General features: G+C 72.6%; 9 protein-coding genes. 4 read left to right on the forward strand and 5 right to left on the reverse strand.

Annotation, left to right across the window (positions count from 1 at the left end):
• Positions 1–11 precede the first annotated feature (11 nt).
• Together dxr and R8Z57_RS10480 are read right to left on the reverse strand one after the other, a co-directional pair.
• Complete coding sequence (dxr, locus tag R8Z57_RS10475) at positions 12–1,097, reverse strand: 1-deoxy-D-xylulose-5-phosphate reductoisomerase (RefSeq protein WP_318353713.1); 1,086 nt, start codon at positions 1,095–1,097, stop codon at positions 12–14.
• 37 nt (positions 1,098–1,134) lie between these two features.
• Entirely contained in the window at positions 1,135–2,106 is a 972-nt protein-coding gene (locus R8Z57_RS10480; RefSeq protein ID WP_318353714.1) for an FKBP-type peptidyl-prolyl cis-trans isomerase, read from the reverse strand.
• Between the two features lie 74 nt (positions 2,107–2,180).
• Between R8Z57_RS10480 and R8Z57_RS10485 the strand changes: the two genes are divergently transcribed.
• Positions 2,181–3,008 (forward strand): lysophospholipid acyltransferase family protein, encoded by an 828-nt coding sequence (locus tag R8Z57_RS10485; RefSeq protein WP_378723498.1) that lies wholly within the window; start codon positions 2,181–2,183, stop codon positions 3,006–3,008.
• Positions 3,009–4,254: 1,246 nt separating this feature from the next.
• Here R8Z57_RS10485 and R8Z57_RS10490 read toward each other — a convergent pair.
• Positions 4,255–4,731 carry an OsmC family protein gene (locus tag R8Z57_RS10490; protein WP_318353715.1) on the reverse strand — a complete coding sequence of 159 codons (477 nt, stop codon included), beginning with the start codon at positions 4,729–4,731 and terminating at the stop codon, positions 4,255–4,257.
• Positions 4,732–4,784: 53 nt separating this feature from the next.
• Here R8Z57_RS10490 and R8Z57_RS10495 point away from each other — a divergent pair, with 53 nt between their 5' ends.
• From R8Z57_RS10495 to R8Z57_RS10505, 3 genes are all read left to right on the forward strand, one after another.
• Positions 4,785–5,774 (forward strand): asparaginase, encoded by a 990-nt coding sequence (locus R8Z57_RS10495; protein ID WP_318353716.1) that lies wholly within the window; start codon positions 4,785–4,787, stop codon positions 5,772–5,774.
• Positions 5,775–5,830: 56 nt separating this feature from the next.
• Complete coding sequence (ald, locus tag R8Z57_RS10500) at positions 5,831–6,946, forward strand: alanine dehydrogenase (RefSeq protein ID WP_318353717.1); 1,116 nt, start codon at positions 5,831–5,833, stop codon at positions 6,944–6,946.
• Between the two features lie 101 nt (positions 6,947–7,047).
• Entirely contained in the window at positions 7,048–7,428 is a 381-nt protein-coding gene (locus R8Z57_RS10505; protein ID WP_318353718.1) for a DUF5655 domain-containing protein, read from the forward strand.
• Positions 7,429–7,827: 399 nt separating this feature from the next.
• Here the strand turns inward: R8Z57_RS10505 and R8Z57_RS10510 are convergent, their stop codons facing one another.
• Together R8Z57_RS10510 and R8Z57_RS10515 are read right to left on the reverse strand one after the other, a co-directional pair.
• The gene (locus R8Z57_RS10510; protein WP_318353719.1) at positions 7,828–9,393 is read right to left on the reverse strand and encodes an APC family permease; all 1,566 of its coding nucleotides are present in this window, start codon (positions 9,391–9,393) and stop codon (positions 7,828–7,830) included.
• 9 nt (positions 9,394–9,402) lie between these two features.
• Positions 9,403–12,324 carry an FtsK/SpoIIIE domain-containing protein gene (locus R8Z57_RS10515; RefSeq protein WP_318353720.1) on the reverse strand — a complete coding sequence of 974 codons (2,922 nt, stop codon included), beginning with the start codon at positions 12,322–12,324 and terminating at the stop codon, positions 9,403–9,405.
• Between the last annotated feature and the right edge of the window lie 50 nt (positions 12,325–12,374).

Here is a 12,374-nt window from a genome sequence, read left to right on the forward strand (position 1 = left end):
GGAACGGTGGATCAGGATGCCGCAGCGATGAGCTTGTCGGCGGTGCGACGAGCCCACGCCTCGGCGTCGGCCAGCGCCTCACGCGTGAGCGCGTCGGGCGCCTCGTGGGCGTCGACGACCCGGGCCACCGTTTCGACGATGCCGAGGAACCCGAGGCGGCCCTCGTGGAAGGCGTCGACGGCCTGCTCGTTCGCGGCGTTGAACACCGCCGGGTAGGTGCCGCCCGCACGCCCGACGTGCTTCGCCAGCCGCACCGCGGGGAACGCCGTGTCGTCGAGCGGCTCGAAGGTCCAGGACGACGCCGTGGACCAGTCCAACGGGCGTCCCACGCCCGCCACACGGTGGGGCCAGTCGAGTCCCAGCGAGATCGGCAGCCGCATGTCGGGGGGCGAGGCCTGGGCGATCGTAGAACCGTCGACGAACTCCACCATGGAGTGCACGATCGACTGCGGGTGCACGACCACCTCGATGTCGGCGTAGGGGACACCGAACAGCAGGTGTGCCTCGACCACCTCGAGGCCCTTGTTCACGAGCGTCGCGGAGTTGGTCGTGACCACCCGCCCCATGTCCCACGTGGGGTGCGCGAGGGCCTCGGCGGGAGTGACCGCAGCGAGCGACTCGCGGCTGCGTCCTCGGAAGGGGCCCCCGGATGCCGTCAGCACGAGGCGACGCACTTCTTCGCGCGCGCCCGAGCGGAGCGCCTGCGCGATGGCCGAGTGCTCGGAGTCCACCGGCACGATCTGCCCCGGCCGCGCGAGGGCGGTCACGAGATCGCCGCCGACGATCAGCGACTCCTTGTTCGCCAGGGCGAGGGTGCGACCCGTCTCGAGCGCGGCGAGCGTCGGACCCAGCCCGACGGAGCCCGTGATGCCGTTGAGCACCACGTCGGCCTCCACGTCGCGCACCAGCTGCTCCGCCTCGGCGGCGCCGAGCGCGGTGCTCTCGACACCGAACTCGGCGGCCTGCGCGTCCAGCGTCTGCCGGTCGGAGCCCGCCGCGAGACCCACGACCTCGAACCGGCGCGGATTGGCCCGCACCACGTCGAGCGCCTGCGTGCCGATGGAGCCGGTCGAGCCGAGGATGAGGACGCGCCGCATCCGGCCAGCCTATCGCCGGGCCGGATGCGGCCGCGGCCTACTGCTGGGTGGCAGCGCGCTGCACGCCCAGGATGTCGATGACGAAGACGAGGGTCTCGCCGGTGAGGTCGGCGTCGTTGATCTCGCCCTCGCCGTAGCCGAACGCAGGCGGGATCACCACGAGCACCTGCGACCCGACGGTCTGGCCCTCGAGCGCCTGCTGGAAGCCCTCGACAACGCCGGTGGTCTCGAACTGGGTGGGCTCGCCGCGGCTCCAGCTGGAGTCGAACTCGGAGCCGTCCGACCACTTGATGCCGCTGTACTGCACGAAGACGGTGTCGCCCGACTCGACGGTGGCTCCGTCGCCCTTCTTGAGCTCGGCGATCTGCACCTCGGCCGGCGGCTCTGCGTCGGGGATGGTCACGGTGGGCTCGCCGTTGTCAGCGAGTTCGACCTCGGGCATGCCGTCGACAGGCGCCTGGTCTTCGCCGGTCGCGACGGTGGGGAGCTGCTCGACCGACTGCGCGACGACGACAGCGTTGGAGGCGCCTTCGCCGAGCAGCGAGCCCGGGATGGTGAACGCCGTCGTCGATCCGAGCGGTGCGCACAGCACGGCGCTTCCGAAAATGCTGCTGCCGTTGACGGTGATCGGCACGAGGCCCGAGTCGTCGGCCGAGAGCGTGGCCGAGTCGAGGATGACCTCGCCCGTCGCCGGGTCGATGATCACGTACTGACCCGAGACGAGATCGCCGCCGGCGAGGTCGTCCCCGTCGCCCTCGGTGACGACGGTGCGCTGCAGGTCGGTGAACTCCAGGTCGGTCGGCACCTCTGCCGTCAGCGCCGGCGCGCTGCCCGACACCGTGACCGCATCGGAGTCCGCGCCGGGCTGGGGGTCGAGGCCGCAGTCCGAGGCGGCGGAACTGGCCGACGGAGTCGGCGTCGCGTCCGGCTCACCCGATCCGGCGCAGCCGGCGAGGATGACGGCCGACAGCGCGGCGAGGGACAGGGCGGCGAGCGGGCGAATGCGCACGGAACAACCTCGAGTCGATGGAAGGTGAGCCTCCATCCTCCCGCATCTTCTTCTGTGCCAGCTGTGGGAAGGCCATGCCGATACCGGAATGCAATGCAGAGTACCCTCTACGGGTGACTTCCGACCTCGTGCCCGGCGCCGACCAGACCGCCGACGAGACGGCAGAGCCGGAAGGGGCGCCGGCCCCGGCGCCCCGCCGCATGGGCATCACGTACGCGCTGGGTCGCGGCATCCTGACTCCCCTGGCACGTGTCCTCTACCGTCCGCGCATCGAGGGCAAGGGGAACGTCCCGAAGACCGGCCCGGTGATCTTCGCGAGCAACCACCTGTCGTTCATCGACTCCATCGCGATCCCGGTAGCCGCCCCGCGCCCGGTGCACTTCCTCGCGAAGTCCAGCTACTTCGAGAAGCCCGCCTCGCGCTGGTTCTTCACGTCGATCGGTGCGATCCCGGTGCAGCGCGGGGCTGGACAGGCCGCGCTGGATGCGCTGGACCAGCAGCGGGCGCTCCTGGACGAGGGCAAGGCCGTCGCCCTCTACCCCGAAGGCACGAGGTCGCTCGACGGCCGCCTGTACAAGGGCCGCACCGGCGTCGCGTTCCTCGCCCTGCAGGCGGGCGCCCGAGTGGTGCCCGTGGGGCTCATCGGAACCGACAAGGTGATGCCCGTCGGGGCGAAGAAGCCGTCGTTCCGGCACCGCATCACGGTGAGATTCGGAGAGCCGCTGGATCTCGCGCACCACGGTCCGGCCACATCGGGCAAGGCCCGCCGCCTGGCGACCGACGAGATCATGGCCGCCATCCACGCGCTGTCCGGCCAGGAGCTCGCGAACGCCTACAACGAGGTGCCGGCCCAGAACCCCATCGACCGCATCAAGCAGGTCCTCCCCCACGAGCGCCGCTGACCCTCCGGGCGGCGTCCCTCCGGGCGCCGTTCCTCCGGGCTCCGTTCCTCCGGGCTCAGTCCCTCCGGGCTCCGTCCCTCCGGGCTCCGTCCCTCCGGGCTCGGTTGAGCCTGACGGGCGCCTCGTGCAGCCGTCCTTCACGAGACCGCACGAACGCACCGTACGGAGCCTCCCGTCGGTGCTGTCGTGACGTCTCGTCGCGATCGCACGCGGGAACGGATGCCGGGAGCCGAGGCATCCACCATCCCCCGACGCACTCCCGCCCGGTTGGTGCCGGCACCGCGAGACCGCACGAACGCACCGTCCGGACCCTCCCGACGGTGCTGTCGTGACGTCTCGTCGCGATCGCACGCGGGAACGGATGCCGGGAGCCGAGGCATCCACCATCCCCCGACGCACTCCCGCCCGGTTGGTGCCGGCACCGCGAGACCGCACGAACGCACTGTCCGGACCCTCCCGACGGTGCTGTCGTGACGTCTCGTCACAATCGGCACGCGGGAACGGAGGCCGGAGGCCGAGGCATCCACCATTCCGGACGCACTCCCCGCCCGGCCTGCGCCGTCTCTCGCGAGACCGCACGAACGCATCATATGGAGCCTGCCGTCGGTGCTGTCGGGACGTCTCGTCGCAATCGGCACGCGGGAACGGAGGCCGGAGGCCGAGGCATCCACCATTCCGGACGCACTCCCCGCCCGGCCTGCGCCGTCTCTCGCGAGACCGCACGAACGCATCATATGGAGCCTGCCGTCGGTGCTGTCGGGACGTCTCGTCGCAATCGGCACGCGGGAACGGATGCCGAAGGCCCAGGCATCCACCATTCCCCGAGGCCGGCTCGCCCGACCGCTGCCGGCACCGCGAGACCGCACGAACGCACCGTCCGCAGCCTCCCGTCGGTGCTGTCGCGAGGTCTCGTCGCAATCGGCACGCGGGAACGGATGCCGGAGGCCCCGGCATCCACCATTCACCGAGGCCGGCTCGCCCGGCCGGCGCCGGCACCGCGAGACAGCACGAACGCACCGTCCGGACCCTCCCGACGGTGCTGTCGTGACGCCTCGGCGCGATCGCACGCGGGAACGGATGCCGGAGACCCAGGCATCCACCATTCCCCGAGGCCGGCTCGCCCGGCCGGCGCCGGCACCGCGAGACCGCACGAACGCACCGTCCGGATCCTCCCGGCGGTGCTGTCGTGACGCCTCGTCGCAATAGGCACGCGGGAACGGATGCCGGAGGCCGAGGACCGGCGGGATCAGGCGCCGGCGACCAGGATGGTGGGCTCGTGGCGGACGGGGAAGTTCACCGAGTTCGCGATGAAGCACCACGCGTTGGCCTGCGCATGGGCGGCGGTGGCGGCATCCGTCATCGATGCGTCCGCGACGGTCACCCGCGGGCGCAGCACGACCTCCCGGAACGCGCCGCCGCCGCGACCGTCCTCGACCATGAGACCGGATGCCTCGTCGTCGTAGCCGACGACGACCACGCCCGCCTGCACGCACGCGTGCAGATACGACAGCAGGTGGCACTCGCTGAGGGAGGCCAGCAGCAGGTCTTCGGGGTTCCAGCGCGACGGGTCGCCGCGGAAGGGCTTGTCTGACGAGGCGAGGAGCGCCGGCTTGCCCGCGATCTCGAGCGTGACGGAGCGGTCGTAGTCGCGGTACCCCGACGTGCCGGTGCCGCGGTCGCCGGTCCATGTGGTCCGGACGGAGTATCGATGCTCGCCAAACATGGAGCACAGTCTGTCATGACGGGCCATGGCCGCCGCGGCGGTAGGCTGGCGGGGTGCCGCAGACCTTCGCCGCAGCCGACGCCGTCGAACTCGCCGTCGTCGAACGCAGCGGATTCGTGGAGTCGCGGCACGCCGGCATCGCGGTGGTGCTCGCGGCCGACGGCACCATCGCGGAGAAGCTCGGCGACCCATCGGCGCTGATCCTCCCCCGATCCAGCCTCAAGCCGCTGCAGGCGCTCGCCTGCCTCTCGGCCGGCGTCGGCCTCGAGGGCGAGCGGCTGGGACTGGCCACGGCGAGCCACTCCGGCACCGACCGCCACGTCGCCGTCGTCCGCGACATCCTCGCCGCAGCCCAGCTCGGCGAGGACGACCTCGGGTGCCCCGCCGCGTGGCCGACCGACACGGCGACCCGCGACGAGATGGTGCGCGAGCTCGGTCAGCCCGCCCGCATCCGCATGAACTGCTCCGGCAAGCACGCCACCATGCTGCTGACCAGCGTCGTGAACGGCTGGGATCCGGCGGGCTACCTCTCCCCCGAACACCCCGTGCAGCTGCTGATCCGCGACGTCGTCGAGCGGCTCATCGGCGAGAAGGTGTCGGCCACCGCCATCGACGGCTGCGGCGCACCGGTCTACGCCATGACGCTCTTCGGCCTCGCGAAGGCGATCCACCGCATCGGCAACTCGTCGACGACGTCGCCGTTCGCCCTGCACCGCAGCGCCGGCGCTCTCGTCGAGGCTGTGCGCGCGAACCCGTGGACGATCGATGGCCCCGGCCGCGCCGACACGGTCGCCATCGAACGGCTCGGCGTCTTCGCCAAAGGCGGAGCCGAGGGCGTGATGGTGATGGTGGCGCCGGACGGCACCACCGTGGCGCTGAAGATGCTCGACGGCAGCGGACGCGCCGCGACGGCCGTCGCGCTGAAGCTGCTCGAGCGGCATGGCGCACTCGCGCCCTCCGACGTCGCCGACACGATGTCGAGGCTTCCGCTGGCCGTCACCGGCGGCGGACAGGATGTCGGGGCCATCCGCCCCGCCTTCTAGAGGCGCTCCCACGAGGAGCCCGAGCGCTCCAACGGCGGAGCGGAAAGGATCACACGATGAGGATCAGCGTCCCCACCGAGGTGAAGAACAACGAGTACCGGGTCGCTCTCACCCCCGCGGGCGTACACGATCTCGTGGCGGCCGGCCATGAGGTGTTCGTGCAGCGCGGCGCCGGCGAGGGATCGTCGATGCCCGACGGCGAGTACGAGGCGGCCGGCGCGATGCTGCTCGACGACGCGACGGAGGTCTGGGACCGGGCCGAGCTCCTGCTCAAGGTCAAGGAGCCGATCGCGAGCGAGTACGGCCACTTCCGCGACGACCTCGTGCTCTTCACCTATCTGCACCTGGCCGCGGATCGTCCGCTCACCGAGCGGCTCGTCGCCGACCGCGTCACCGCGATCGCGTACGAGACGGTCCAGCTGGCGGGCGGCGGGCTGCCGCTCCTCGCGCCGATGAGCGAGGTGGCGGGCCGCCTGGCACCGATGGTGGGCGCCAACACCCTCATGCGCTCGGCCGGCGGCCTCGGCCTGCTGATGTCGGGGGTCCCCGGCACCCGCCCGGCGACCGTCACCGTGATCGGCGGCGGCGTCGCCGGCGCGAACGCGGCCGTCATCGCCGTCGGCATGGGAGCCGACGTGACGGTGTTCGACACGAACGTGCAGCGGCTGCGGTACCTCGACGACCACTTCCAGGGGCGTGTCAAGACCGCGGCCTCCAACCCGCTCGACCTCGACCGCGCCGTGACGGCGTCGGATCTCGTGATCGGGTCGGTCCTGATCCCCGGAGCGAAGGCCCCCAAGCTCGTGACCAACGACATGGTGTCGCGCATGCGGCCGGGGTCGGTCCTCGTCGACATCGCCGTCGACCAGGGCGGCTGCTTCGAAGACACGCACCCCACGACGCACGCCGACCCGACCTTCGCCGTCCACGGCAGCATCTTCTACTGCGTGGCGAACATGCCGGGGGCCGTGCCGAACACGTCGACCTCGGCGCTCACCAACGCCACCCTGCCCTACATCCGGCAGATCGCGCGCCGCGGCTGGGCGGAGGCGCTGCGCGCCGACGCCGCTCTCGCGGGCGGGCTGAACACCGTCGGCGGACGCGTCGCGAACGCCGGCGTGGCGACCGCGCACGGTCTCGAGCACGTCGCGTGGGACGGCGCAGCGGCCTAACCGGCCGAACGCGTCGCCGCGGCCCTGCGCTCCTCGCGGAGTGCGGGGCCGCGGCGTCGGTGCCTGCGGCACGTGTCGGCGGTCTGCACGACACTGGGCGGATGACGGATTCGCACGTGTGGACCGTGGACGACCACCTGAGAGACGCCGATCCTGCCGCTGTCCGGCTGTGGCAGCGCATCGACGACCTGATCGGCTCGTTCGGTCCGGTCACCCGATCCGTGTCCAAGACGACGATCACCTTCAAGGGCACGCGTCGCGGGTTCGCCGGAGCGCGGCCGTGGCGCACCGGCGTGCGCGGCTACTTCGACCTCATGCGCGAGCTGCCGGCCGATCCGAGGATCAGCGGCGCGGCGCCCTACGGCCGCAAGCTGTTCGTCCATCAGTTCCGGCTCGCCGATGAGAGCGAACTCGACGAGGCCTTCGCGGCGTGGCTGCGCGAGGCCTACGAGGTCGGCTGCGGCGCGCATCTCGGCCCGTGAGGCCGGCCGAGCTCGGGAAGCCGATCCCTATCGCCGCGAGGCCGAGCCCAATCGCCGGGAGGCCGAGCCCAATCGCCGGGGCGGCCGAGCCCAATCGCCGGAGGCCGGGCCCTATCGCCGGGAGGCCGGGCCCTATCGCCGGGAGGCCGGGCCCTATCGCCGCGAGGCCGGGCCCTATCGCCGGGAAGCCGATCCCTATCGCCGGAGACCGGGCCCTATCGCCGGAGCCGGGCACTATCGCCGGGAGGCCGGGCCCGCTCGCCGGGGCCCGGCCCCGCGCGCCGGGGGCCCTGTCGCCGGGGACCCGGGCCGTTCTCCGCGACACGGGGTGACCGGCCGCGGAACGACGCAGCCCCGGACCGAGCGCGGTCCGGGGCTGCGGCATCCGCTTCCCTCCGGTCAGGCGAGCCCGCCGTCGATCGAGCGGGCGAAGTCGGCCGGGTCCTCGGGGACCAGCACGGGGGTGTCGCGGTTGAGGCTCTCGCCGCGGAAGAACGCCTTGGCGCGCGGGAACATGAACCACAGCAGCATGAGCAGCACGCCGAACGCGAGCGAGCCGATGCCCAGCACGAACGTGCCGCCGATGCCGAGCAGGACGGTGTAGCCGTAGTCGACGTCGTACATGTCGATCGCCGACTGCACGAAGGCGTAGGTGAGCATGAGCGCGCCCAGCAGCGGGAACAGGAACCGGTAGAAGAAGTTCCGCGCGCTGGTGAACAGCTCCCGCCGGAAGTACCACACGCACGCGTAGCCGGTGATCGCGTAGTAGAACGCGATCGCGAGTCCGAGCGACAGGATCGAGTCCTGCAGGATGTTGTCGCTGATGAGCGTCATGCCGATGTAGTAGACGATCGCGACGACCCCCATGACGAGCGTCGAGAACGACGGGGTCTTGTAGCGCGGGTGCACGGTCGCGAATCGCCGCGGCAGCGCCTTGTAAGCGGCCATCGACAGGGTGCCCCGCGCGGTCGGGAGGATCGTGGTCTGCGTGGACGAGATCGCCGAGATCATGACGGCGACCACGAGCACCCACCCGAGCGGCCCCAGCAGGCCGTCCTTGATCGCGAGGAAGAAGTCGTCGGCGTTGGCCTCGTTCCCGAGGCCCGTGCCCGTGTCGCCGAGGCCGGCGTACATCATCGCCGCGACCGTCACACCCACGTAGGTGACGAGGAGGATCACGGTCGTCAGGAGCGCTGCACGGCCGGGGATGCGCTTGGGGTCCTTCGTCTCCTCGTTCAGGGCGAGGCAGGTGTCCCAGCCCCAGTAGATGAAGAGCGCGAGCAGGATCGCTTCGATGAATCCGCCCCACTCGGTGAAGGCGAAGGGGTTGAACCACGACCAGTCGAAGGGGGTCGGGTCGGGGGCGCTCCCGGCGAAGAACTGCCACAGCGCGGCGACGACGAAGATCGCCAGCGCCACGTACTGGATCGCGAGCAACACGTTCTGGATGCGCTCGCCGATCTCGACGCCGCGCCAACTCACCCAGGTCATCGCCGCGATGAACACGACACCGGTGGCGGTCACGAGCGGCACGTTCTCGGAGAGCAGTGCCTCTTCGGGCGAGCCGATGATCCCGTCGACGAGCGCCCAGAAGTAGATGCCGGCGATCTGAGCGAGGTTCGCGAGCACCACCATGCCGGCCACGGCGACGCCCCAGCCGCCCATCCAGCCCACCCAGGGACCGAACGCCTTGGTGCCCCACGTGAACGTCGTTCCGCAGTCGGGCACGTCGTTGTTGAGCTCACGGTACGCGAACGCGATGAACAGCATCGGGATGAATGCGATGACGAACGCGATGGGAGCTTGAGCGCCTACGGCCAGGACGACGAAGCCGAGGGTCGCGACGAGGGAGTAGACCGGTGCGGTGGAGGCGAGGCCGATGACGGTCGAGCCCCAGAGCCCGAGCGTCCCTGCTGCGAGCCCCTTTCCGTCCGGTCGTTGAAGATCGATAGGGGAAGTAGCCACAGAGCGACGTTAGGTGGATCGGTCGGGGCTGGTCAACGCGTCGTCCCGACGGTTCGGCCGGACATCCGCGTCCGGAAGGACAATGCGGACGGGGTCCGCCCCTGCCGACATCAGCCAGGCCCGTGCCCGGCCCGGATCGCAGTACGGCGGCACGCCGCGGTATCCGGCGAGCACCCGCAGCTCGGACGCGCACGACGTGTCGACGACGAGGTCGTGGTCGCCGCGCACGTCGGCGAGGAGGCGCCACTGCCGCTGCCAGTCGTCGGGCTCCCCGACCACCGCGACACGACCCGCCGCGACCGACGCCGGATCGGCGAGGTACTCGTCGACGGCGAGCACGCGGACGCCGTGCTCCTCCCACGCGGCGAGCGCGCGACGGAACCGGGGTGAGCGGCGCGCGACCACACCGGTCAGCGACGACATCGGCGTCCACGACGGATCCTCGGCCGCGGCGGTGCGTCCGACCGGCGGCGCCAGCGCGATCTGCACGGTGCTGCCGTCGAGTCGACCGCGCCCCGGCGGGGCGGATGCCTGGAAGGCGGAAGCCTCGCCGCCGGCCGACGCGTGGTCCAGGCGTGTGGCGAACGGGAGCAGGAGCCGTCGCGGGAAGAGGTCGGCGATCCGCGAGACCGCGCCGGTCAGCCGGTGCGCCCCGGCGACCACCAGCACGCCGTCGTCGCCGGCGCGCCGGACGAGACCCTCGACCCGCTCGAGGACCGACTGCGCGTACTCGGGAGGCATCCGCTGCGCGAGCGCGTCGAGATCGTCCAGCAGCACGACGGCGCCCGCGCGCGGCGGACGGTCGTGGAGGGCGGCGAGCGCGTCCCACGCGCCCTCGGGGTGCGCCGGCACGCGCACGACGGCGCCGCTTCCCTGCGCCTCGATCACGTCGAGCGTGTTGGAGACGCCCGAGCGGGGTCCGCCCAGCACGAGCAGTGCGCGGTCGCCGGGAGCGAGCGAGAGCACGGGCTGCCGCTGCCGCTCGGGCTCGTCGGCCAGGCCGATCAGGGCGGCTCCGGACCGGGGTGGTCCGTCCCGGTCGTCGCTGTCGGCGCGCGCGGCCAGCTCGGCGATCGTCACCTCGGCCGGCAGCGCCGGCAGCCACGGCCGTTCGGGGACGGCCGAACCCCCGCGCCCGACCGCACGGGCCACGTCGTCGGGCCCCGACAGCGCGATGCGCACCTGCTGGGGCGCGGCATCTCCGGCGCGCCGCACGAAGGCGGTGCCACGACCGGCCACCCCTCCGGGCAGCAGCGCCGCGTCGTCCGAGCCGAGGAGCGCCCGGCTGTCCGCCCGGTCGGTCACGCGCAGACTCACCCGCAGGGGGCAGTTGGCCAGGAGGTTGTCGCGGATGACGCCCGCCGCACGCTGGGTGCCGAGGATGAGATGGATGCCGAGGGCCCGGCCCCGTGCGGCCACATCGGCGAACAGGCCGTGCAGCTCCGGATGGTCGGCCAGCAGCGCGGCGAACTCGTCGACCACGACCACGAGCCGCGACAGCGGCACGCGCGGGTCGACGATGTCGCGCGCGCCGGCCGCGGCGATGGTCGCCTCGCGCCGTCGCAGCTCGGCCCGGAGGCTCTCGATCGCCCGCCGGGCGCCTGCGCCGTCGAGATCGGTGATCACGCCGGTGACGTGCGGCACGCCCGCGAGCGGGTCGAACGCCGTTCCTCCCTTGAAGTCCGCGAGCAGGAACGTGACCTCCTCGGTCGAGTACGTCCCGCACAGCGCCAGGATCCACGTGATCAGCAGCTCGCTCTTGCCGGCGCCGGTGACACCCGCGACGACGGCGTGCGGCCCGTCGGCGACCAGATCCACCACGACCGGGTCGGCGCCGGCCACCCCGATCACCACCGCGAGTCCCCCGGCGGCGGGGAGCGACTGGGCGAGGAGCGGCCCGAGCGCGACCGGGTCGCCGCCGCCGCGGACCAGGCCGAGGCTGCGCTCGGCCCGGGCGGCGAGCGCAGCGGCGATGCCGTCGGCCTGCGGGTGCGCGACGGCCTCCACGCGCACCGAGGCGACCGTGCCGGCGTGCTCCAGGCGCGCCCGCCCGGGCGACGAGACGGTGAGCACCGCACCGCAGCGCGGCGGCACCGGGTCGCCCGGGCGGCACCGGGCAATGACGACGTCCGCGTCGGCCGGGACGAGATCGCCCGGCCCGAGCACCGCAAGCCCGGTGCCCGAGCGCGCCTCGCGATGCGGCAGCACCTGCGCCCAGTCCGATCCCGGGGCGAGCGGGCCGACGATGCGCAGCTCCCCCGGCGGGATCGCCAGGCACGCCTGCAGGACGAGGGCGCGCTGGACCGCCACGGCGAGCGTCTCCGGCCCGACGACGGCCACCCCGGCGGAAATCGGAACCGTCACGGGAACCCCGTCGACCCGGGCCGCGCGCCGGCGCAGGTCGACGGCATCCGAATCCCCCTCTCCCCCGCTCACGCGAACGGCGCTGGCACTTTCGCCCTCACCGACCACCAGCGACATCACGCGGCCGGCACGCCAGATGTCGCCGTCCCGTGAGACGAGGCGGGCGACGTCGGGATGCCGCGCCCACAGCTGCGCCCGCTCCGCGTCGTGGCGGTCGGCGACAGCGGCGGCGACGACCGCGCGAGTACGGTCCGCCTCGGCTCTCGCCCGGCGGCCGTCGCGCCGGGCCGCGCGCGCGGCGTCGAGCATCGTCGCCCCGGCGATCAGCGGCCCGAGGAGGGCGAACCACAGCGAGTAGATCGATCCGGTGACGAGCCAGAGCCCGACGGCCCCGACGACGGGGACGACGGCCGCCACGATCGGCAGCGGCGGCCGGGCGGGCGGCGTCCAGGCACCGGGCAGCACGAGGGGGTCGTCGTCCAACGGCATCCCGACAGCCGTCACCCGCTCGGAGCCTCCGCGGGCGGGGGCGGACGTCGGGAAGGTCGGAGCGAGGCTCGAGCGCATGCTCCCAGTGCACCCCGCGAACGACGACCGCGCGTGCGCACGGCCGGAGA

It is taken from the genome of Microbacterium sp. M3 (assembly GCF_033548675.1).
In the GTDB taxonomy this organism is placed as follows: domain Bacteria; phylum Actinomycetota; class Actinomycetes; order Actinomycetales; family Microbacteriaceae; genus Microbacterium; species Microbacterium arthrosphaerae.

Excerpts from the sequence above, each read along its gene's own strand:
- dxr (WP_318353713.1), bottom strand. The coding sequence starts at position 1,097 with ATGCGGCGCGTCCTCATCCTCGGCTCGACCGGCTCCATCGGCACGCAG.
- R8Z57_RS10485 (WP_378723498.1), top strand. The coding sequence starts at position 2,181 with ATGCCGATACCGGAATGCAATGCAGAGTACCCTCTACGGGTGACTTCC.
- R8Z57_RS10490 (WP_318353715.1), bottom strand. The coding sequence starts at position 4,731 with ATGTTTGGCGAGCATCGATACTCCGTCCGGACCACATGGACCGGCGAC.
- ald (WP_318353717.1), top strand. The coding sequence starts at position 5,831 with ATGAGGATCAGCGTCCCCACCGAGGTGAAGAACAACGAGTACCGGGTC.
- R8Z57_RS10505 (WP_318353718.1), top strand. The coding sequence starts at position 7,048 with ATGACGGATTCGCACGTGTGGACCGTGGACGACCACCTGAGAGACGCC.
- R8Z57_RS10515 (WP_318353720.1), bottom strand. The coding sequence starts at position 12,324 with ATGCGCTCGAGCCTCGCTCCGACCTTCCCGACGTCCGCCCCCGCCCGC.